At 66.6% G+C, this 23,400-nt stretch carries 10 protein-coding genes; 5 read left to right on the top strand and 5 right to left on the bottom strand.

The annotated features are described in order from the left end of the window. Window positions 1–153: 153 nt before the first annotated feature. The 5 genes from F6Q13_RS08655 to F6Q13_RS08635 all read right to left on the bottom strand — a co-directional run bounded on the left by F6Q13_RS08655 (window position 154) and on the right by F6Q13_RS08635 (window position 6,178). Entirely contained in the window at window positions 154–1,623 is a 1,470-nt protein-coding gene (locus F6Q13_RS08655) for a PPE domain-containing protein (RefSeq protein ID WP_293055145.1), read from the bottom strand. Between the two features lie 181 nt (window positions 1,624–1,804). Next, window positions 1,805–2,650, bottom strand: a complete 846-nt coding sequence (locus F6Q13_RS08650) for a class I SAM-dependent methyltransferase (RefSeq protein WP_293055143.1) — start codon at window positions 2,648–2,650, stop codon at window positions 1,805–1,807. 45 nt (window positions 2,651–2,695) lie between these two features. After that, entirely contained in the window at window positions 2,696–5,065 is a 2,370-nt protein-coding gene (gjpA, locus tag F6Q13_RS08645) for an outer membrane porin GjpA (RefSeq protein ID WP_293055141.1), read from the bottom strand. A 93-nt stretch (window positions 5,066–5,158) separates the two neighbouring features. Then, entirely contained in the window at window positions 5,159–5,920 is a 762-nt protein-coding gene (locus F6Q13_RS08640; RefSeq protein WP_293055139.1) for a trans-aconitate 2-methyltransferase, read from the bottom strand. A 3-nt stretch (window positions 5,921–5,923) separates the two neighbouring features. After that, window positions 5,924–6,178, bottom strand: a complete 255-nt coding sequence (locus F6Q13_RS08635; RefSeq protein ID WP_293055137.1) for a heavy metal-associated domain-containing protein — start codon at window positions 6,176–6,178, stop codon at window positions 5,924–5,926. 356 nt (window positions 6,179–6,534) lie between these two features. Between F6Q13_RS08635 and F6Q13_RS08630 the strand changes: the two genes are divergently transcribed. The 5 genes from F6Q13_RS08630 to F6Q13_RS08610 are packed head-to-tail and all read left to right on the top strand — an operon-like array spanning window position 6,535 to window position 23,396. Next, window positions 6,535–15,642: a non-ribosomal peptide synthetase gene (locus F6Q13_RS08630; RefSeq protein ID WP_293055135.1), complete on the top strand. Its 9,108-nt coding sequence runs from the start codon at window positions 6,535–6,537 to the stop codon at window positions 15,640–15,642. After that, a complete protein-coding gene (locus F6Q13_RS08625) occupies window positions 15,639–21,128 on the top strand; it encodes a non-ribosomal peptide synthetase (RefSeq protein ID WP_293055133.1) in 5,490 nt (1,829 codons plus the stop codon). Before F6Q13_RS08630 ends, F6Q13_RS08625 begins: the two co-directional genes overlap by 4 nt. After that, window positions 21,125–22,219: a saccharopine dehydrogenase NADP-binding domain-containing protein gene (locus tag F6Q13_RS08620; RefSeq protein ID WP_293055131.1), complete on the top strand. Its 1,095-nt coding sequence runs from the start codon at window positions 21,125–21,127 to the stop codon at window positions 22,217–22,219. Before F6Q13_RS08625 ends, F6Q13_RS08620 begins: the two co-directional genes overlap by 4 nt. Further along, window positions 22,216–23,253 carry a Gfo/Idh/MocA family oxidoreductase gene (locus F6Q13_RS08615; RefSeq protein ID WP_293055129.1) on the top strand — a complete coding sequence of 346 codons (1,038 nt, stop codon included), beginning with the start codon at window positions 22,216–22,218 and terminating at the stop codon, window positions 23,251–23,253. The genes F6Q13_RS08620 and F6Q13_RS08615 overlap by 4 nt, the downstream gene beginning before the upstream one ends. Continuing rightward, a complete protein-coding gene (locus F6Q13_RS08610; RefSeq protein WP_293055127.1) occupies window positions 23,250–23,396 on the top strand; it encodes a hypothetical protein in 147 nt (48 codons plus the stop codon). Before F6Q13_RS08615 ends, F6Q13_RS08610 begins: the two co-directional genes overlap by 4 nt. Window positions 23,397–23,400 lie beyond the last annotated feature (4 nt).

Raw genomic sequence — 23,400 nt, 5'->3', positions numbered from 1 at the left:
GGTCGCCGGTGCCGCCCATGATCAACGCCGCCTCATCAGCCAGCGCACGAACCGGACTGGTGGCCGCCATCAGCGCTATCCCGAGCAGGCCGACCCGTGCCGCGCGGGTGAGCCTCGGCGGGTGGCGCCGCGGAGTTGTCGGGTGTCGTCGGCTCATCCGCTGTGAGGGTCATCGGCCCAGGTGTGGGGCAGTTGCGGTTGGTCGGGTCCGGTCCCGAAGGTGCCGGTCACGGTGATCAAGCCGTGCGGGCGGCTCCGGTCGGTACTCGGCAGTGTCGCGGTGTGCCCCAGCGGGCCGGCCCCGCGGTCGGAGGCAGCGGCTGCCGCTACGGCCGGGGCGGCCGCGGTGCTGTCGAGGTCGGCATCGATGTCGAGGTATTCGTCGGCGTGGTCACGCAGTATGCCGCGCCGGCGCCGCCGCGAGCGGTGCCGGGCAGCCGCTGGGGCTGCGGTCGTGGCTGCGGCACCGATGTCCGCCGACGGTGCGCCGGCTTTGCTGCGGGCGGTCGGTGTCGGGCCGTGTTCCTCATCCGGACCGGCGCCGGGCACCAGGTAACCAAAACCCACCCCGGCAGCCGGCGCACTCGGCGGGGAAGCCGGGGCGGAAGCGGGCGGTGCGGGTGGCGTCACCGTACCCACCGCGGCCGGTGCGGCCGGCCCCGGCGTCACGAGCGCCGCGACCGGTGACACGGACGGTTGCACCGCGATCGGCGGGGATTGCGAAAGCTCGCCCGCGGTATCGGGCAGCGGTTCGGGGTGAGGTATGCCCGCCAGTCCGCTCAAACCCGCAAAGCCGGCCAGGCCGGCCACCGGCAGCAACGGTGTGCTCAACAGCGAGGCCGGGGAGAAGAACGCCGTGTCGAACGTGACCTCGAAGGTTGCGGCGAAAACCAGAGCAGCCAAAAGCGCCGGGGACGGATCCGCCACGAACTCCGTCAACCCCTGGGGAAAAGTACCCAGTGAGTCGAAGTACGGCGGGCTTGTAACCCCGAACAGATGATCTATCACGGTTTGGACGACGTTCTCCCAGTCGTTGAGGATCGGGTCGCCGGGGAAATAGTCGGTGGCGGCCGAAAGTGGGCCGTGTTTGCGCACCGGCGGGGCGGGGGGTGTGGTCGGTGTGGCGGCGAGGGCGGTGGTGGACACTTGGTGGTAGGTGCTCATGGTGGTGGCGGCCTGAATCCACATCCGCGCGTAGTCGGCTTCGTTGAGCGCGATCGGGATGGTGTTGATGCCGAAGAAGTTCGTGGCCAGCAACGCCGCGTGGAGTGCGTGGTTGGCGGCCAGCTCGGCCAGGGTGGGCATGGCGGCCAGCGCGGCGGTGTAGGCGCCGGCCGCGGTCTCCTGCTGGGCGGCGGTGGCGGCGGCGTCGGTGGCCGCTTGCAGCAGCCACCCGATGTAGGGCGTGCTGGCGGCTGCGTAGGCCTCGGCGCCGGCGCCGTCCCAGGCGTCGGCCCGGGTGGTGGCCACCAGGGTGGACAGCTCGTCGGCCGCTGCGGCGTAGTGGGTGCTCAACGCGTGCCAGGCGTGGGCCGCCGCCAGCATCGCGCCCGGGCCCGGGCCGCTGCTGAGCAGCGCCGAATGCACCTCCGGCGGCAGGGCCATCCAGATCGGGATGCTCACCGGCCGGGCCCGATCAGCCGGGCGGCCACGTCCCGAGCCACCACCTGCCCCGTCATGGCGACGCAACATCCTTTCGTTCCGACACTGCCCGCGAGGCAGGACTGCCCGTGAGCGGCACGAGCATCGACCCCGACGTGTCCACTAGTCGCACGCCAGCTGTCGAAAGTTCCGCGTTATCCGCTCATCCCGGCGGGCAAAGACCAGGTCGGCTCGCGAGCCTGAAGAGATTGAACTTGTAGGTGTTGACGATTGGCGGGGCCAGCCGCGCCAGCACCGACATACCGTAGCGCTGTCGTCGTTGCCAGGTTGTGGCGATTTCGGGTTGCGGGGTCGCCAGGGTTCGGCTGTCGAGTAGGTGCAGGCCCCAGCGCTCGATGTCGCGCGGGTTGTCGCAGACCCAGTGCAGCCGCGCGTTGACCTGGGCCAGTGCGCGGTTGCGATCCTGGTTGGCGACCATCCGGGTGCCTGCAGTGTCAAAAGCTATCAGTGAACCGGGAAAGCCGCAGGATAGCTGGGTCAATGCGCGACGCACATCCTCGGCGCTGAGATAGATCAAGACAGCTTCGCTGAGGAACAGGTACGGCGCAGGACCGGCTATGACGTCGGCAAACCACTCGATGTCGACGAGCGACCCGGTAAGCATCCGGTAACGCGCGCTGTCTCGGAAAAACAGGCGGCGCAACGTTATAACATCAGCAAGATCGAGATCGAACCAATGGACCCGGCCATTGTCGAGTCGGTCGAAGCGGGTGTTGAGCCCGGTGCCGAGTTCGACCACGGTTCCAGCCGGATGCTCGCGAAGGAATCGCGCCGTCCAGCCGTCGAAAATCGATGAGCGAAACACCGAGCCGGACAACGACCTACCGCGAAATCGGGTGAAATCATAGTTGATGGCGTCGACGAGTTCACGCGCCCGCCGGTCACCGAGCACTGGGCGACGTGAAGCGGCATCGCATGCCCGGGCGTAGAGAGGAATCAACAACGTCTCTTGAATTTCGCCGAGTTCGAGCGTGGTTCTGCTCGTCAAGGCCCGTCTGCTGTCCGCGTCGGCGTGCGACATGCCAGGGTCAACTCAGGGCATCAGGGCAGCTACTGCCATTGCGCTGAGCGGCTCGATCACGGCGAAGCCCAGGTAGGACAGGTCGGCGGGGACGGTGAGGTCCACGTGGGTCTCAGCGGCGACGATCAGATCCACCAGCGGGACCGCCAGGTTGGTGTACAACGATCGGTCAAGCGAGACGGGCATGATCGAGTCGAGGTAACCGGCAGCTTGGCCGAGCCCGTCGAGCGGCGCACCGGAAGCGCCGACTGCGTGACTGTCCAACGCCGCCGCGATCAACAGGAATGGATCCCCGGTGCTCGCCGGCCGGATAGTGGTGCCGGTGAGCGCGGCGGCATCGCCGCTGAGCGTGGCGGCGAGCGAGGTGTCGCCGGCGGCGGTCAAGCCGGTGTACAAAGCGTTGTCCAGTTGGGTCGCTTCGGTGATCTGCGCGGTGGTGGCGTTGGCGCCGAGCAACTCGGCGAACGGGTCATCGCCGGTGGGCGCGGTCAACAGCCCATCCGCCGGGAGGCTCAGGTTGCCGTCGACGTATCCGTTCAGGACGTTGGCGAGAGTGGGGTCGGCGTTGGCCAGGGCCGAGTCCAGGCCCGATACATCGAGGCTCGACCCGGTACTCGACATGAAGTCGCTGAACGGGTCGTCGGCGATGGGCGACATCGCAGAGACCAGGGCGGCGCTCTCGGAGGCACGCGGGGCCGAAGCGCTGTAGAGGACATCGTCCAGTTCGGTGGCCTCGAGCAGCTGCGCGGCGGTGGCATGGGGGCCGAGCAGCGCAGCGAACGCGTCATCGGCGGTGGGGGCGGTCGTCACGTCGGACGTCGGGATGCTCACCGGGTCGCGCACGTACCCGTCCAACGTGACAGCGAGGTTCGGATTGAGGTCATAGAGATTCGTGTCGAGGATGACAGCACCCGGGTCGGCGTTGCCCACGGCGGCAGCGAAGTCGGTGAACGGCTGTGCGTTGACCGGCGGGACAACCGATGTCAGAACGCTCACCTGGGTGTCCAGCGAAGCGATGGTACTGGTCTGCCCGGCGCCGGCCAGCTCGGCGAACATGACGGCATCGAGCCGGTTCGCCTCGGCGACCTGCGCTGCGGTGGCGGTGACGGGCAGCAGGTCGGCGAACGCGTTGTCGATTCCGGGGGCAGCGGGAATGTCGCCGGCCGGGATGCTCGACGGGTCGATCACATATCCGTCGATTGTGGCGGCAAGGCCTGGGTCGGCGCGGATTAGCGTCGAATCAAGTTCGGCGGCAACGCTATTGGCGGCATTGTCGTCAACCGCGGTGGCAAAAGTCAAAAACGGGTCATCACCGGTGGGCACGGTGGTGGTGACGGGGGCGGTGAGCGCGTTGTCGGGGTAGCCGAGCAGGCTGCCGTTGAACACTTCGCCGACGATATTGACCAGGCTCTCCACGGCGGCGATCGGGCCGACCCCGATCGCCGGGACATCCAGCGTGGCGCCGGCGTCGCCGTCCGGCGGGACGAAGGCGAGATCCATCCCCACCGAGTTGAAGAACGAGCCCCCGACACCGTTGGCGACCCCGCCGACTCCGTCGGCCACACTGCCCGGGCTGAACAGTCCGCCGAAGGCGAAACTCAGCGCGCTGATCGACTCGCCGCCGTCATCACCGTTACTGACGAACTGTTCGAACAATGGCGCAAGCCAGTCCAGGTTCAAGGTGGCGCCGTTGAAGAACGCGTCGACGACGTTGGCGGGGGTATTGAGCACAGTGTCCAGCGCTGCCGTCGGATCGGCGTTGGTCCCGGCGAGGTCGGCGAAGGCGGTCTGGAGGCTGTCGAATAGCTCCACCGCAGGGCTGACCAGGGGGCCCGTCATTCCGATCAGCACACCGCTTAGCGGTGACGACGCGAAACTTTCGGCAGCGGTGATCAATTCACCTTCCAGGCCGGGCGACACCCCGAAACCCTGGCCGACCAGGGCCTGGATGATCTCCCCGTGCACATCTTCGATAGGGACCGGCAAACCACCGCTCAACAGGCCGCCGGCACTGGTCTGAGCGAAACCGCCCAGGGTCTGTTGGTCCACCGCCGACGCGACGACACCGGGCGCGCCGATCAGCGAAACGGCTTCCAGCGCGGTCGGCAGATTTTGCACAAGCGGCGCCGGATCAGCGGAGAACAACGTGCTAAAAGCCTCCTGACCGGCGGTGAACACCGCCTGGGCATTGGTGCCGGTGGCGCTGATGAGCTGCTCCCACGGAGTGATCAGGTCGAGCGCGCCGGCGGTCAATGTCATCTCACGCGGACGGGCAACCGTAGGCGCCAGGATCGGGACGGCGGCGAAGAGGCTCGCGCCCAGCAGTGTCACCGCGGCAGCGACGCGACGGCGGATCGGGTGTTGTGATTCGAGCCCGGTCAACCCGCGCAACATAATAGGCCTCGTACTTTCTTCTCGTATCGTTTTTGCCGACAGGTAGTTCAGCTACCGGCCGCCGCAGTGGATCCGACGTGATCAGTGGTCGCTGGTGGTCTGGTGGGAGTTCCGCGCGTGCAGCACACCGATGAGCGGGTGCAGCTGCCGCAACGTCATGGCGTGTTTTTCGGCTTCCTCGGCGAGCTCGGCAAAGCCGACGGTGTGCCAGACGTATTCGGCGGTGACGTCCCTGACGATCTGGTCGTTTTCGCGTACCTGGTAACGCATCTTCCAGCGCTGGACGCCGTCTCCGGCTGGCTGACCGGATATGCGTACCTCGTTGTGGCGGCGACCGATCCGTTGCTCGGCGATGGTCATCTCGGGCACGGGCATCGGTCGATCGATGGCCATGACCTCGACGACCACCGGAGCCCGGGGCGTGATCCGGTGCCGCAGCTGCGTCCACAGCCGTTCGCGGGCGTCCCGGTCGAGAAAGCCGATGACACCCATCAGTACCGCGGCCCCGATACGGTCGGGGAGGTCGACGTCCTCGATGCCGGCCGGGTGCACGGTGACGCGGTCGGCGAGATCCTCGCGGCCGAGGATCCGAGACACCAGAGCGGCGCGCATCGCCGCCGACGGCTCGACAGCATGGATCGCCACGGCGGGGATGGTGTCGGCGATGGCCACCGTCGAAAGCCCGGTGCCCGCTCCGACGTCGAGCACCGGCTCCGTCACCGCTCCAGCGCCAGTCAGTGCAGCCACCAGCACGTCGCGCTTCGCTGCCCAGTGCGGGATCGCCATCACTTCGTAGAACTCCGCCGACACAGCGTACGGATCGGTGTGGATAGTGCTGGTCATGTCCTACCCGATTTCAGCTTTGTAGCCGGCTTCTTCGATCACGGTGACCAGCTGTGCAGCGGTTACGGCTCCGGTGCAGGTTACGGTGGCGCGGGATCGGGCGAAGTCGACGGACGCCGTGACGCCGTCGATGGCGTTGAGCAGCTCGTCTATGCGAGCCGCGCACGACGCACACGCCATTCCGTCGATCCGGATGTCCGACTCGTGACGAGAAGGCTCGATCCGCGGACTCACTCCTCCCGGGTTCTCGTCGGCCATGCCGGTTACCTCTGCTTCCTGGTGTGGTGACGACGCCAGGCGGCGCCCCTCGTCATTCGTCGTCGCGTGGCACCGGAAAGTTCCGCAGAGCAGCCGATCGATGGCTGTCGGCGCGGGTGAGCGGGGTTGACAACGACGTCGGCATAGATGCAAATTAATTGCACCTAGAGTTCGGCCTGGTGTCGTCGGGAGCGAATTCGACCAGAACCGTCGAGGAGGCAGCAAGATGAACCGGTACGACCGCCGCCGCTACCAATGACTATCAACGACCCCAATACTCAAGACCCTGAATCGAATCCACTATCAGCGCGAAGGCGTCGGGAACTTCTTCGGCGGTCGAGCCGACCACTGACCTAATGGCAAGCGAAGTCAACTGCAGTCAAATCGAGCGCAGCCAGCTCGCCGGAACAGCAGCTCATCGACGCGTTCCCGAGGTGATCGCCGAATCGGTGCGGCGGTGTCCCGACGCGGTTGCGCTGCGGATCGTCGACGCCGCCGGAACGGATGTCTGGACCTACCAGCGGCTGTGGGATCGAGTGTGCAGCATCCGCGACGGCGCGTTTGCCGATCTTGCGCCCGGCTCGCGTGTCGTGCTGGCCAAGGCCGGCGACGGCGACTACGTGGCGGGGTTCGTCGCCGCCCTGGCCGCCGGGCTGGTCGCGGTTCCGCTGTTCTTGCCGTCGACAGATGCCCCCGACCGGTTTCTCCGGCGTGCTGAACACGTGCTTCGCGACTGTGATCCGTCGGCCGTCTATACCAGTGCTGACCTCGTCGACACATTCGCACGCACTACGCTGCTGAGCGGGCTGGCGATTCGGACCGCGGACAGCGCAGTCGAGACCGCGCGGTCAGCCCCGGCCCGCGCAGCCGCCGGCACCGCAGACATCGCGTTTTTGCAGTATTCCTCGGGCTCGACCGGCGAGCCGAAGGGAATCGTCAACACCCATGCGTCGATGCTGCACCAGCTCGCGATCGCGCTGGCGCTGTGGAACCGCCCGGATGACATTCACACCGTCAGCTGGTTGCCGCTGTACCACGACCTGGGCATTTTCTGGGGGGTGCTGCTGGCCCTGGGTACCGGCGGCACGGCAACCTTGATCTCACCGTTCGATTTCGTCCGCAACCCCCGGATCTGGCTGGAAACCGTCGACGAGGTGCGCGGAAACTGGATCGCCGGCCCCGATTTCTCCTATCGGCTCTGCCTGGATGCGTTCGACGACGCGGCGATCGCCGCGTTGGACCTGTCCTGCCTGCACCTGGCGATCAGCGGTGCCGAGCCGGTACGGGCGTCCACGCTGCGCGACTTCGCGGCCCGATTTGGGCCGGCGGGCCTGCGCGCCGAGGCTCTGGCGCCCCAATACGGGCTCGCCGAGGCGGGCCTGGCGGTCAGCGGCACCGTCAGGCCGCGGTTGTGGATGCAGGCCAGTTTCGACGCCGAGCAACTCAACCGCGGCCGCGCGGTCAAGATCGACGCGCCGTGCCCAGCCGACCGGCGCACCCACACGCTGGTCAGCTGCGGTGACAGCACCTTGGGCTGGGATGTGCGCATCGTCGATCCGAAGCGGCGAACCGTGCTGCCCGACGGTCGGGTCGGCGAGATCTGGGTGGGTGGCGCCGGGCTGCCGGACGGGTATTGGCGTCGGCCCCAGCAAACCACGGAAACCTTCGGTGCCACAACTGCCGACGGGCTGGGACCCTACCTTCGGACCGGGGACGCCGGCTTCCGCGACGACGGAGAGCTGTACATCTGTGGGCGTTACCGCGACTTGATCATCGTCGGCGGCGGCAACTACTTCCCCAACGACATCGAAGTGACCGTCGAAGGGGCGCACTGCGGGGTCGCCGGCGGCGGAGCATGCGCCGTGCAGCCCGAGCAGGCCGCCGCGCCCGGCGAGTGGTGGGTTATCGCCGAAACCAATTCCCCAGCAGATGATCTCGAGGACTTCAGCCGGGTGCTGCAGCGCAGAATCCTCGCCGCACATCAGATCGCGCCGCAGCGTATCGTCTGGGTGCGCCCGCGCACCCTGCCCCGCACCACGTCGGGCAAGATAAGGCGCCGTAAGGCGCTGCACATGCTGACCGCCGGGGAATTCGATGTGGTGCATCAGGTATCGACGCAGCCGAACCTGTGCACGGACGAGCGCCCGTCGAGCGAGTTGGCCCGATGCGTGGCGGGCCTGCTCGGCGTGAGCATTGACGAACTCGAACGCGACACCGACCTGACGGCACTGGGCCTGACGTCGATGATGACCGCGCAGGTTGTCGAATGGGCGGCGACGCGGCGCCGACATCTGGAGTTCGCCGATCTGTATGCCGAACCGACACTGGAGCACTGGCAGCGACTCTTCGACGCCGCAAGCCCCGTGCCTACATCCCTGGCGAGCGGATCCGACACGTTTGCCCTGACCGCGCTGCAACGTGCGTACTGGGTCGGCCGCGACGCCGGACAGCCGCTCGGTGCAGTGGGTTGCCAAACCTATTTCGAACTCGAGGGCACCACCGGCATCGACTGCGATCGGCTCGGCGCCGCACTTGACGCGTTGGCGGGCCGCCATCCGATGCTGCGCAGCATGTTCCCCGACGCCGACCAGGGCCGCGTCGCCGCCGGGACCATCCACCCGCCGCTGCGGGTCCACGACCTGACCGGGGCCACCGACACGGCCTGCGATCACCATCTCGACGTGATCCGAAACAGGTTGCGCACGCATCGATTCGACATCGAGTCCGGAGACACCTGGCGCGTCGAGCTGACCCGGATCCCCGGTCGATGCATTCTGCATTTCGCGATCAACCTGATCATCGCCGACTTGACCAGTATCGGCATCTTCCTGCGTGATCTGGCCGCGCTGTACCGCGGCGAGGAACTGCCCCCCGTATCAGCCGGCGTCGGTCGTCTTCGCTGCGCGGTGACGTCGTCGACGCCGGCGGACACCGCCGAACGGCTGCCCGAGGGTCCGCAGCTGCCCCGCGCAGTCGAACACGATATCGCCTTTCGCCGCAGGCAACATCGCCTGGACCCGGTCGCGGTCGCGACTATCGACACTGCGTGCCGGGCTCACGCGGTCACCCGCGCCGCGGTGTTCTTGGCCGCCTACACCCTGGTGCTGCGCCGCTGGAGCAGCACCGACGACTTCCTGGTCAACGTGACGACGTTCGGTCGGCCGCCGGGCGTCTCGGACGTGATCGGTGATTTCACCGCGACGCACCTGTATCGGGCGCAGCTCGTCGAGCCGGCCGGGTTCGCCGAACAGGCTCGCAGCGTGCAGCGGGGTCTGCGCGCAGCGTTGAGAGCACCCGAATCCACCGAATTGCTGGCCGCCCAGCTGCGGCGCGGTACCGGGCACAGCGGACTTGCCCCGGTGGTGTTCACCTACGCGGCCGACAGTGCGGTGCTGGCGCAACGCGACATCGACACGCTGGGTGCCGTCGGTGCGGTGGTGTCGATGACGCCGCAGGTGATCATCGACAACCAAATCACCGCCCTCGGGAACGATCTGATCGTCTCGTGGGATTACCGCTCAGGCTGCTTTCCTCCCGGTGTCGTCGAGGACATGTTCGACGCCTATGTGGCTGTCCTGGAGAGCCTGGGCGACCACGACTGGTCGGCACCGGTGGCCGTCGCCTTGCCGGAGCACTCCCGGATGATCCGCCAGCGCCGCAACGCCACCGCGGTACACCGACCCGGCGGACTGCTCCACGACAGGTTCCGCGAACAGGCGGGCACCGATCCCGAGCGAATCGCGCTGCGCTGGGCTGCCGGCGAATTCGACGGCAGCCCATATGCTGACCCCATCGCGCTCGCGGGTCCGTACGTGTCCTACGGCATGCTCGACGAATACGCCCGCCGCATTGCCGCTGCGCTGGCCGATCGACATGCGCCGGGGTCGATCATCGGCATCCGGCTGCCCAAAGGACCGGCTCAGGTGGCCGCTGTGCTCGGAGTGCTGATGGCCGGCTGCAGCTACCTCCCGATCGGCGTGGATCAGCCGCCCGACCGTGTCGACCGTATCTGTGCACTGTCGGGACTGTCGGGGCTGATCGGGCCGAGACAGCTGCTCGACGATGCGACCTGCAGCGCCCCGGTGGTTCACGACATCGAGGCGATGATCGAGTGCGCCCCGATCGAACCGGTGCGGGTGCCTCCCGACTCTGCCGCCTATGTGATCTACACCTCCGGGTCCACCGGGGAACCCAAGGGCGTGCGGGTGTCCCATGCGGCGGCGTTGAACACGATCCTCGACGTGAACCGCCGCAACAACATCGGCGCCACCGACCGCGTACTGGCCTTGTCGGCACTGGATTTCGACCTCAGCGTCTACGATATTTTCGGGCCGCTGAGCTGCGGCGCGAGCGTGGTGACCATAGCTGAGCAGTCCCGCCGCGACGCTTTCCGCTGGCACGTGTTGCTCACTGAATTCGCTGTCACGGTGTGGAACTCCGTTCCGGCGCTGCTGGACATGCTGCTGATAGCAGCGGGAGAGCAGCCCGGCGCGTTGGCGAGTCTACGGTCGGTGTTTCTTTCCGGCGACTGGATTGCACTCGACATCCCGGCGCGGCTGCGACACGTGGCACCGGAGGCGCGCCTGGTCGCCATGGGTGGGGCGACCGAGGCCGCGATCTGGTCCAACGAGTTCGTCGTCGCCGAAGTCGATCCGGACTGGGTGTCGATTCCCTATGGATATCCGCTGTCTAACCAGATGTTTCGGGTTGCCGATTCCCTCGGTCGGGATTGCCCCGACTACGTCGCGGGTGAACTGTGGATCGGCGGAGCAGGTGTCGCACTGGGGTATCACAACGCGCCGGAGTTGACCGCCGAACGGTTCGTGGTCGACGAGAGCGGGCAACGCTGGTATCGAACAGGCGATCTCGGTTGTTATTGGCGCGACGGGACGTTGCAGTTTCTGGGCCGGGCCGACTCGCAGGTCAAAATCGGCGGTCACCGGGTCGAATGCGGCGAGATCGAGCATGTCTTGCGCGGGCACCCGTGGGTCGACAACGCCGCGGTGGTGCCGATCCGGGGCAACATGGCATTGGGGGCAGTCATCGTCGGCGGCGGTGCCGCAGCCGAACTCGGTGATTCGGCAGCATCGCAATTATCCGGTTATCTGTCGACTCGGTTGCCCCAGTACATGGTCCCGAGAGTATTTGTGGTCCGTGCCGAGCTGCCGCTGACCGGCAACGGGAAAATCGACCGTCGTCAGGTCTCCGCCGATGTGGAGAACGCAGCGAAACGGGGGACCCTGCAAACGCGGACCGGGCTCAGCCCGGTTGAACAGGTGGTGGCCGACGTCTGGTCCGAGGTGCTCGGCAGTCCGATCACCGGCCGCGACGACAACTTCTTCGCCCGAGGCGGGGACAGTCTGTGCGCGACACAAGTCGCGGCTGCTCTCAAGCGTCGGGGCGTGCTCGGAGCCGACGTCGGGCACTTATTCGCCCGCCAGACACTCGGTGAATTCAGCGCGGGCTGCATATTCGCTGCGCCGCAACCGGCCGGCGACGGCTTCGGAAACGTCGGGTTGGGGAAGTTTCCGCTGACCCGCCTGCAACAAGCCTACGTGCTCGGCAGTGCGGGCATGAATGGCAGTACCTGTGCACCAACATTTTTCGCCATCGTCCTGGAGTCCACGAGGGGCGAAGATGTCGACCTCGACCGGTTCGCCGCCGTCGTTGCCTGCTGCGTCGACGAATTCGACGTCTTACGCTGCGCGTTGGACACCGATACCAGCCAACGGGTGCACGCCGAGGTGGCCCCGGCGCGCATCACGATCGTCGAGGGCGCCCACCCGGATGCGTTGATGCGCGCCATGGCGGCGGCGTCCTATGATCCGCGGGCCGTCCCGGTGCTGCGGTGTTATGCGTTGGCGGGCACGTCGCGCTACGTCGGGATGCTGGTCAACTACCTGAGCCTGGATGCTCGCAGCCTGGCGGTGGTCATCGCGACGATCGTCGCCGACTACCAACGCCTGCCCCGACCCCGACCCGTCGATCGCGGCGCCGGCGTCTTCGCTCGCTACGCCGCCGAAAGCCTCAGCGCTGACTTCACTTTAGACCGCGCGGTCAGTGCGCCACCGACCTTGCCGGCCGGCCGTGCGCTGCCGACGAGCCGGGTCGATGTCGTTCGGTCGAGCTTCACCCTTGACGCGTCGGTGTTCACCGGCCTACGAGAACACGCCGCACAGCTGTGTGTCACCCCGACCGCGCTGATCTTCGAGGCGTTCGCTGACGCGCTGTATTCGATCGGGGCCGGCGAGCGGTTCGCGATTGTCGTTCCCGTGTCGCACCGGCCGGAGTATGCTCCGCCGGACCGCGAGGTGTTGGGCAACTTCACCCGGCTGGCATTGTGCGACGTCGACTACCGCTCGATCCGACCCGGGTCACCGGAGGCGGTGCGGGCCGTGCAGGAGCAGCTGTGGCGCGCGGTCGGCAGCGCCACGGATGCGACCGGGCAGCTGGCCGCCCTGCGCTCGGCCGGCTCTCCCGGTTATCCGGTCGTGTTCACCAGCACCCTCGGGCTGGCCCCGCAAGGTCCGGCGGAGTTGACGAGTGTGGGCACGCTCACCCAGACGCCGGGCGTCTGGGTGGACTGTCAGGTCGAGGACCACGCGGGCGGCGCCCGGATCAGCTGGGACACCGCCGTCGGCGTCGTCGAGGACGACGCTCTGGTGACCGCGTTTGCGCGCTTCGAGTCGGCGGTGCGCCGGCACGTCGGCCAGGGCCCTGAGGCGGCCGACGCGGCGTTGCCGGTGGCGTCACGACCCGCGGACTCCGGCTGGGCCGGCGCGGTGATCGCCGCGGCTGCCGGTCTTTGCCACGCCGGCCAGATCCGTCCGGAATATGCGGCGCTGGTGACGCGCTGGCGCCAGTCAGCCCCCATGCCGACCAGCGCAGCGCCGGGTCACGACGTCGAGCGCGCGGCCCGGCGGCTGGCCGACATCGTCACCGGGGCGGCTTCGCCGCAGACGCTGATCGGCGATCCTCAACTGGCTCCGGAAGAGATGCTGCTCGCCGAGCATCGCCTCCACCGCGCCCTCGACGAGCTGTGCGAACGCATCTTCGGGTATGCCCGCGACATCGGCCGGCGGCTTCGGGTCGTGGAAGTCGGCGCACGCACCGGTCTGGTCACCGCGCGACTGACCGATCTGATCGGCGCGGTCGTCGAGGAGTACTTGTGCTTCGAGCCCAACCCCGTACTGGCGCAGATCGCCGCCGGACGACGAGCCTCGATGCCCACCCGCCAGATCACCTCACCCGAGCAGACGGCGGCCACGCCGGTGGACGTCGCGGTGTGCTGCGGGTCACTGCATCAACTTCCCGACCCCGGGGCGGTACTTGATCGCCTCGCCATGGCAGACGGCGGATGGCTGTGGCTGGTCGAGATCTGCGAAGTCACCGCGGCGACGCTGGCCAGTGCGGCCGTCGTCAACCCCGGCCTGCTCTCGGCGGGGTCGTTGCGAACCGCTGACCAGTGGTGGCGTTTCCTTGCCGAGCACCGCTGGCAGCCGATCCAGATGGTGCAGGACGGCCCGGGAGTGACCATCGTGGCCCGCCGAGAGCCGAGTATCCCTTCACCGCAAGCCCTACCGGGCACCGATAGCGCCGCGTCGGCCCCAGCCACCACGCCGGCGCGCATCGCCGACGACTCGACGCTGGCCACGATCGCCGCGATCTGGCAACGACACCTCGACCCCGCGGGCAGCCTGCCCGCCGCCGACGACGATTTTTTCCTGCTCGGCGGGGACAGCCTGGCGGCGACCCGGGTCTACGCCGATCTGCAGGTGGCCGGCTTCACCGGGTTGAGCCTGGTCGACTTGTTCAATTACCCGGTGCTGGGCGAACTCGCCGCGCAGGCCGGAACGCCGACGTCGCTGCAGGCGCAGCCGGATACACCCTCACCCCCGCACGACGACAGCCGGTTCCCGCTCACCGCGGTCCAGCGCGCGTATCTGGCCGGCCGGGTCGGCGGGTTTTTGCTCAGCGGTGTCGCGGCGCACTGCTATTTCGAATTCGAAGCCGGCGATTTCGACCGGTCGAGGTTCGAGACAGCCGCCCGCCAACTCGTACAGCACCATCCGGGACTGCGCACTACCGTGTCGGCGTCGTCGGACAGCGCCGTTGTGCACCCCAACCCACTGGAACCTGTGGTCAGCGACTACGACGACGTGCGGGCTCAGCTGCGCGATCAAGTCATCGATCTCACGACGCGACCCGGAATCGACTTCGGGATCCAGTCGTGTGCCGACGGGCGCGTCAAGGTCGGGATCAGCATGGATAACGTCATGCTCGACGGCACCAGCATGATGATCGCCCTCGCGCAGCTGGATTATCTGTACCGTGGCGGACGTGCCGACGAGTTACCTTCATTACCAACAACGTTCGAGCACTATCTGCATACCCACCCGGAGTTGCAGCCTGACGCGGACGAATCGGCGCTGCCGCAGCTCGCTGCCAGCCGCGACTACTGGCGCGCACGCCTGCCCTCGTTGCCCCCGGCGCCGCAGCTGGCGCCGATGCAGGTGCTCCTCGACATCGACAAACCGGTGTTCGAGCGAGTGGAAGCCGTTCTCTGCCAAGCAGACTGGTCACGGATCACCCAGGCATGCCGAGGTCACCGGGTCACCGCGGCATCGTTCTTGCTGGCCAACTACGCGCGTGTGCTGGCAGACTGGGCCGGCGCGCAGCACTTCTGCGTCAACGTCACGCTGTTCGACCGGGATCCCGGCGTTGCGGGAATCGAACATGTTATCGGCGATTTCACGTCGCTGCTGCTGGTGGAGTGCCACGTCGACGCCAATCTTTCGATCTGGGAACAGGCCCGCCGTTTGCAGGCTCAGCTGATCACCGACCTGCCTCATCGTGCCGCAGACGCGATCTGGCTGCAGCGTGAACTGCTGCGTTATCACGGCCGGCCGGCGGACGCGATTTTCCCCGTGGTGTTCACCAGTGGACTCGGCTTGATCGACACCTCCGGCGCCTCGCAGTTCGGCTCGTTGGTGTTCGGTTGTTCTCAGACCCCGCAGACGCTGCTGGATTTCCAGATGTGGGAGAAAGCCGGATCGCTGTCGTTGTCGTGGGATTTCGTCACTCAGGCGATTGCTCCCGAGGTGGCGCGTCGCCGTCTCGACATGATGGTGCAGGCCATGATTTCCGTCACCACACCCGTGCCCGAGACCGGGCGCGAAAATCCGTTCACCGGCGATGCATTCGCCGAACGCGTCGCGGAGATCTGCGCGGGCGTGCTCGGTGTGCCGCGGGTCGAGCGGTGCGACAACTTCTTCCAACTCGGCGGCGATTCGGTGGCCGCGACCAGGGTAGTGGAGGCGTTAAGCCGGGAGGTGTCACCCACAGCGTCTCTACGACTGCTGTTCGAGAACCCGGTGATCGGCGAGTTCGCCGAAAAAATCCGCAGCATCCCCGCCTGCAGCGGCACGTCGGTGGATGCCGCGATCGAGGAGGGGGTGCTGTGAACGCCGCCGAGTTGATCGACCGGGTGCGCAGTCTGGGTGTGCACCTATGGGTCGACGGCGGGGATCTGCGGTTCCGGGCACCACGGGGAGTCCTGGACGCCGATCTGAAAGGCCGACTGGTCGCGGTCAAAGCCGACGTGATCGCGGAGCTGACCCGTCAGACGCAGGTACTGCGGGCGCCGCAGGACAGGTTCGAGCCGTTTCCGCTTACCGATGTGCAAGCTGCGTATGCGGTCGGTCGCACCTCGGCGTTCCGCTGGGGCGGTGTGGGCTGTCACGGCTACGCGGAATTCGCCGTCGACTACGCGGTGGCCAAACCCGACGCCGAAGCCTATCGGTCGGCGTGGAGTAAAGTGGTCGAGGCACACGACATGCTGCGTTGTGTTGTCTACCCCGAGGGTTATCAACAGGTCCGCCCCGATCTCGCTGACCGCCTGGTGGTGTGGGAAAGTCTCGACAACCGGCACGTCGAACGCGAGCGTGCCCGCATCGCCGACGAGCTGAAAAACCGCAGATATGAGCTGGGCGAAGGCCCGATGTATGACATCGTGGTGACGATCGGCCCGCAGGACACGGTGCTGCATTTCTCGGTTGACTTGCTGATCGCCGATTTCACCAGCATCGCGATTGTGATGACCGATTTCGGACGATGTCTGCTCGATCCGCAGTATTGTCCTCCCGCACCCGAATTCAGTTTTCGTGACTACTTGCTCAATCTGGTCCGCTACCGTAATTCCAGCGCCGGATCTGCTCGCCGGCGAGACGATTTGGACTATTGGCAACGCAGAATCGACCAGCTTCCCCCGCCACTGTCCCTGCCGCTGTTACCGACTGAGTCGACGGCCGACGCGGCACCCACTTTTTCGCGGCGGTCGATGCGATTGTCGGCGAGCCAGTTCACGTCGCTGCGTCGCGAGGCAGCCAAGCACGGCGCTACCGCGAGTGCGGCGATCACGGCAGCCTTGTGCAGGGTGCTCGGCCGCTACGGTGATCGCGACCATTTCCTGCTGACGCTCACCACGATGAGCCGGCATCCGTTCATCCCGCAGGTCGAACGGCTGGTCGGAGACTTCACCGGAACGAGTTTGCTGGAAGTGGACGTCGGCGGCGAGCGCTCGTTCGCCGAACTGACGGCCGGCATCGGCAGACGGCTCTTCGAGGACATGGACCATGGCAGCGTCGACGGCGTGGATGTCGCACGCTTGCTCGCGCAAAACAACGAGAACCGGGGCGAGCACTCGCCAGTGGTACTCACCTCCACACTGGGTTTCGGCGCGGACGAGGTGAGCGCCGATGGTGCGTTCCTGCGGCCGATACCGGGCCGCGGGCTGAGCCAGACCCCGCAGGTGCTGCTGGATTGCCAGGTATTCGCCATCGACGGCGGATTCGAGGTCAACTGGGACACCCGCGACAACGTGATCAGCGACGAGGTGCTTGACCGAGCCTTCGCCGACTTCGGCGATGCGCTGCAGACGTTGAGCGCTGACCCGTCGGCGTGGGATCGTCCCCTGCTGCCAGTTCGTGCACCCGAACGGGCACCGGTGCCTAACTCGCCCAACGGGCGGCCGGTGTTGCTGCATTCGGGCTTTATCGACCATGCCGCCAACACCCCGGATGCGGTGGCGATCCTGCACGGCGACCGGTCGATAACCTACGGCGCGTTGCTCGCCGCCGCCCGGGCGGTCGCCGCCGCATTGTCGGCAGCCGGCGTCACTGCCGGTGACTACGTCGGAATCCGGCTACCCGGCGGCCCGAACCAGGTCGCGGCAATCCTGGGTGTGCTGTTAGCCGGCGGCGCCTACATTCCCCTCGACGTGGAGTGGCCGCAGCATCGGATAACCCAGATCAGCGGGCAATGCTCGCTGGCTTTTCGCTGCGACCCCGGCGGACCGATCGACACGATGCTCGCCGATCCGGCAATCTGGTCGACGCGCACGGCGACAGAAACGGCGACAGCACATCCACCGCTGTGCCCGGATGACACTGCCTATGTGATCTTCACGTCGGGGTCCACCGGAACGCCCAAGGGAGTCATGGTCAGTCACCGCGCCGCGGTGAACACGATCGACGACGTCAACGATCGGCTCGGCGTCGGCGTCAGCGACGCCGTGCTCGCCGTGTCAGCGCACACGTTCGACCTGTCGGTCTACAACATCTTCGGTATCCTCGCCGCCGGCGGTGCTCTCGTGTTCCCCGAAGGGGCGGCATGCAACGATCCGCGGGCGTGGTGGCAAGCCATTCGCCGTCATCGCGTCACCATCTGGAACTCCGTTCCGGCTCAGATGCAACTTCTGCTGGACTACGCCGGTGATCGGGAGACGCTGCCCTCCCTTCGCCAGGTCATGCTGTCCGGAGACTGGATTCCGGTGTCCCAGCCCGACCAAATTCGGGCGTTGGCACCGGGAGCATCGATGCTCAGCCTGGGCGGTGCCACCGAAGCGGCGATCTGGTCGATCTGCTATCCCCTCACCGGGCAGCGGTATTCGCGTAGCATCCCCTACGGGACCGCGATGCGCAACCAAAGCGTCCAGGTGCTGACCCACCGCGGCGAGCCGGCCGCCCCATGGCAGATCGGTGAGATACACATCGGCGGCATGGGCCTCGCGCAAGGCTATCTCGGCGATCCCGAACGCACCGCGGCGGCGTTTATCGAGCATCCGGTCAGCGGGGAGCGGCTCTACCGCACCGGGGACTACGGCCGAGTCATCGACGAGGGCGTGATCGAGTTGCTCGGTCGCAAAGACAACCAAGTCAAAATCCACGGTCATCGAATCGAACTGGCCGAAGTGGATGCGGCACTGTGCAGCCTGCCCGGGGTGCAGATCGCGATGAGTGCGGCGATCGGTCAATCTCCCCAGGACCGGATTCTCGCCGCAGCGGCGGTTCCCGATGCTGCCGCTGCCGAGGAGCGGTGCGCACGCCGTGCCGCAGCAGAAGCAGTTCGTCACGCGATGGAGCAGGCGCATCAAGACCAAAGCGCCGCTCTCGACGTCGACAAGCTGTTGCGCTTTGCTGCCGCCGCTCGCAAGACCGCGCTGGACAGCATGTGCGCGGCGCTGGGCACTGCGGCACGACCGGGTGAAACGGTCACCATCGACGAACTGACCCGCCGATTGTCGCTGCCACAGCGATTGCAGCGCTTGCTGGGTCGCTGGCTTGACATCCTCGCCGAGGACGGGCGGCTGGCGATGCCTACCGCATCGGTCCTGGAATTACTGGACCAGCATGATCTTTCGGATTGCGCCACCCAGTGGCAACACGTTCGAGAATTGGGCGCAGCCATCGACTACGGCGACGAGCTGCTGGCCTATGTCGGCGAATGTATCGGCCACCTGCCCGGTCTGTTGGCCGGCACCATCGACCCGCTCGGGCTGTTTTTCCCGGAGGCGAGCGTGGACATCGCGACAGCCGCCTACCGCGACAACCTGATCAGCAGATACACCAACCGGCTGGTGCAAGCCGGCGTCATCGCGCGCGCCCAGCACGCAATCCCCAGGCGACCGCTGCGGATCCTTGAGGTCGGAGCCGGCGTCGGCGGCACCAGCGCGGGCCTGATCGCCGCGCTCGATACCTACGACACCCACTACACGTTCACCGATGTGTCGAACTTTTTCCTTGCCCACGCACGGCAGCAGTTCCGCGGTCACGCCTTCATCGACTACCGGATTTTCGATATCAACCAGCCGCCCGCGCAGCAGGGCTTCGCGCCATGCTCGTACGACATCATCGTCTGCGCGAACGTGCTGCACAACGCGGTCAATATCGACGACGCGCTCGCCGCGCTGGACCGGCTACTGGTCCCGGGCGGGTCACTGGTCGTCGTCGACGCCACCGCCGTCAACCACCCGTTGATGATCTCGATGGAATTCAAGGAGGGTCTGCACGGGTTCACCGATGCGCGGGCGGGCTCTAACTCTGCGTTTCTGACCTATGCACAATGGCATAGCGCGCTGCAGCGATCGCCGTTCGGCCAGGTGCACAGTTCTCCGCCGCCCGACCATCCATTGGGTCTTTTGGGTCAGCATGTGTTCTGGTGCGACTCCGCATCCGGCGCTCGTAGGCTGCAGCCGGCGGAGCTGATCGAACAGGTCCGAACGGTATTACCGAATTACATGGTGCCGCAACAGCTTATCTGCTTACCGGCGCTTCCGCTGACAGCCAACGGAAAGATCGACCGAACGGCGGTGACAGCCGAACTCGAGGCAATTCGATCCGCGGTCCGTATCGGTGGCGGTGGTGTCGGCGGGCCGGCGGGACGCCTGGACGAGTTGCAGTCCCGCATCGCGGCGATCTGGGCGTCGGTGCTGGGACTGCCGTCAGCTCAATCGCTATCGCCCGCGTCGGACTTTTTCGCGCTCGGTGGTGATTCACTGCTGATGGCCCAAGCGATCGGCCGGATCCGCCGGGAGATCGCCGAAGCCGCCGAGCTGGCTTGGGACGATTTGCTGCGTGCAATGGTCTCCGATCCCACCCTGGCCGGCGCTGCCGAGGCGGTGCGCCGGCCTGCGACCGCCGTGCGGTGCACTCCTGCCCGGGACGCCGCCGCGGTCGAATCGCCGCTGACATACCTCGGCACCGGCCCGGGCTTCACCCCGGCCAGCGAGATCGCCATCTGCGTGCACGACGGGAGCGGCGGCTTGGCGCCCTACCAGCAACTCGTGCCGCACTTACTGGCACGGGATGGGCACGCACCGCAACTGTACGGTCTGCGCAGAGTGCCCGGTGACGGCTATCTCCAGATCGCGCCGGCGGAATTGTTCACCACGTTGGCGGCCCGCTACAGCGCCCCGATCATCGCGTTGGCGCCCACGAAGGTTCATTTGGTCGGTTATTGCATGGGCGGGCTACTGGCAACCGAAATCGCCAAATGTCTGGAAGAATCCGGTGTGGTCGTCGGCACCGTGACCGTGGTGAGCTCCTACCGGGTCCCGATGGACGTCGAAGACGACGACATCCTCGACTACTGCTTCGCCCAGATCCTGGGTGTTTCGCCCGGCGCCCTGGGGATGCGGGTCGACCAGGCCGCGGTCCGCGGCGCATTCACGAGGGCGAGGATGCGCTATGGCCACGTGATACCGGCCGGCGCCCTGCGCAGCGCCGCCGAACCCGAACTGGCGGCCTGCCTCGAGCACAGCGTGCCGGCCGGCACGCCGCGGCTCAAACGGTTGGCGGAGTCCGGCGCTTTGGGCAGCCAGTGGGACGTCGAATCGCTGAGCGAACTTCGGTCGATCTTCGTGCACAGCCTGCGGGCGGTGGTACACGGGGCGACCGAGCCGTTCCTGGGCGACATTCACTTTCTGCGGCAACGAGGCGATATCCATTTCCTGCCGACGCTTCAGGAGGACATGACCGCGTTTTGGGCCGACCACTGCCTGGGCACGTTGACGATCAGCGAGATCGCCGGTAACCATTTCGACTGTTTGGTGGGCGACAACGCGCAATCGGTGGCCACGCTGCTGATCGACTCCTGGAGCGCCGACACATGACACGGGTGCTACTGCTCGGCAGCAGCGGAGCGGTCGGGCAGTGCTGCCTGCAGACCTTGACCCGATCCGGCGAGGTGTCGGTGTTGATCGCCGGTCGCGACGAGACGCGGCTGCGCGCTGTGGCGTCGGCCACGCGAGCCGACGTGGAGATCGCGCGGGTCGACGTCACCGACAAAGCAGCGGTCACCGCCCTGGCGGCTCGTAGCGACGTCGTGATCAACTGCGCCGGGCCCGCACATCGACTCAGCGCGCCGGTCGTCGATGTCGCCGCCGCCGCCGGTGTTCCCTACGTCGACCCGGGCGGTGATGACGGCCTGCTCGACCGGCTGGGGGCGGCCGGCGTTGATGTTCCCGTCGTGCTGCAGGCGGGCGTGCAGCCCGGCCTGTCCGGCTTGCTGCTGCGCGTGCTGGCTTCGCACCGGCCCGACAAGATCGACGGGATCACCGTCTGGTGCGGTGGACTGCAGCGGTTGACACCGGCTTCGGTGCTGGAGTATCTCGCCAGCGTGCAAGACACTCACGGTCATCCGGGTGCAGCGCTGCGCGCCGGCGTGATCCGGCGAGTCGGCCACGACGAGTGCAAACCGGCTCCGGGGCAATACTTTCCCGAATCGGTGACGGTGCGCCCGTATCTCGATGCGGAAACCATTGCGGTGGCGGCCCACCTCGGTGTCGACAACGTGTGGTGGATGAACGTGTTCGACGGCGCACGCACGACACGAGCGATGCAGCTGCTGGCCGGCGGCCAGGCTGACGTAGGTGATGTGCAGGCGGCCGTCAAGCTGGATCTTTTCGGTCGGCAGCCCTATTTCACGATCGTCGGCAACGCGCACGGCAACGGCGGCACCACCACTATCGTGTTCAGCTGCCAGGACAGCTACCGCGTCACTGGCGCGTTGGTCGCATACGTCGCTTACCAGGTGGTGGACCTGCCGGCCGGCGTACGAGCGTTCTGGACACTCGACGAGCCCCAGCGGGCACTGCAGTTTTTGGACCGGGTCGTGCCCGAGGCCGCCGTGTCGGTGGTTGATGAGCCGACGACCGGGATCGCCGGCGGATATGCGCCGTTGGTCGAGGAAGGGTCGCTGTGACCGGCCCGCGACCGCGGGCCGTTGTCGTCGGGACGACGTTCGGCGCCGTCTACGCCGAGGCGTTGGCGGCGGCGAACTCTCCGGTCGAGTTGGTCGGACTGCTTGCCACCGGATCGGCGGCATCGGCACAGTTGGCGGACCGGCTCGGCGTTGCGTTGTATACCGATCTGGACAGCCTTCCGCCGGTGGACGTGGCATTTGTGGTGGTGCGTGCGGGTGTGGTGGGTGGAGAAGGCACCCGACTAAGCGGACGGTTACTTGCCCGGGGCATCCACGTGATGCAGGAACAACCCGTGCACGCCGAAGAAATAATCTCTCTGCTGCGTATCGCCAAGGCCAACTCGAGACTCTACGCTGTCAACGACTTTTACAGCCACGTCGCTCCTATGCGCCAATTCATTTTTGCTGCACAGTGTCTCGACAAGATAGCCCGGGTTCGCTATGTTCATGCCCGGTCGGCAATCCACGTCGTGTTTCCCTTGTTCACCATTTTGAGCGCGATCGTCGGCCCGTTGACGCCGGCACGGATCGTGGTCCCGCAATGCGGGGGATCCGAGACGGCGCCCAGTTCGTTTGTCGCCGGTCGCATCCTGCTCGGTGACGTTACCGTCGATCTACTTATTCAAAATGAGTTGTGCGCGAGCGATCCCGATAACCACGCTCGATTGATGCACGCTATCACCGTCGGCTCCGATGCCGGAGAACTGGTCCTTGCCCATACCCACGGGTCGACTCGGTGGCATCCGCGCCCGCACACGCAGGCCGGCTCGCAGGATTTGCCGATCACCGAACCTGTCGGGATCGAGTTCGAACCGACCACCGCGCAGGTACGTAATCAGTTGTGGCCAGATGCGGTTCGGTTGGCGGCATCGAACTTCGTTGATTCGATTGATCGTCGCGGCGTGGTGGTGTCGCAGCGGTTTGTGCGCGCGGTCCGGCTGTGGTCGGATTTCACCTCAGCACTCGGGCCAGCGACATCGATCGATCCACAGCCGCCGTTATGGGTTTCGGCTTCGGAGTTGGTCCGTCGATGACTCCGCACGTGCGCCTGCTGTCGCAGTCGGCTAAGCCGGAGCACCGTGCCGTTGTCGGTTTCCCGCAGTATCTGAGCGACCAGGTCATCGCCTACGTCTGCGCGATAGGTTCGCGGCCCTCGACCGCCGCCGCAGGCGGCTAATCCT

The sequence above is a fragment of the Mycobacterium sp. genome (assembly GCF_008709575.1).
Classification (GTDB): domain Bacteria; phylum Actinomycetota; class Actinomycetes; order Mycobacteriales; family Mycobacteriaceae; genus Mycobacterium.
The sequence above is the reverse complement of the archived record's forward strand: the minus strand, read 5'-3'. Positions and strand labels throughout refer to the sequence as shown.

Excerpts from the sequence above, each read along its gene's own strand:
- F6Q13_RS08610 (WP_293055127.1), top strand. The coding sequence starts at position 23,250 with ATGACTCCGCACGTGCGCCTGCTGTCGCAGTCGGCTAAGCCGGAGCAC.
- F6Q13_RS08640 (WP_293055139.1), bottom strand. The coding sequence starts at position 5,920 with ATGACCAGCACTATCCACACCGATCCGTACGCTGTGTCGGCGGAGTTC.
- F6Q13_RS08630 (WP_293055135.1), top strand. The coding sequence starts at position 6,535 with ATGGCAAGCGAAGTCAACTGCAGTCAAATCGAGCGCAGCCAGCTCGCC.
- F6Q13_RS08635 (WP_293055137.1), bottom strand. The coding sequence starts at position 6,178 with ATGGCCGACGAGAACCCGGGAGGAGTGAGTCCGCGGATCGAGCCTTCT.
- F6Q13_RS08620 (WP_293055131.1), top strand. The coding sequence starts at position 21,125 with ATGACACGGGTGCTACTGCTCGGCAGCAGCGGAGCGGTCGGGCAGTGC.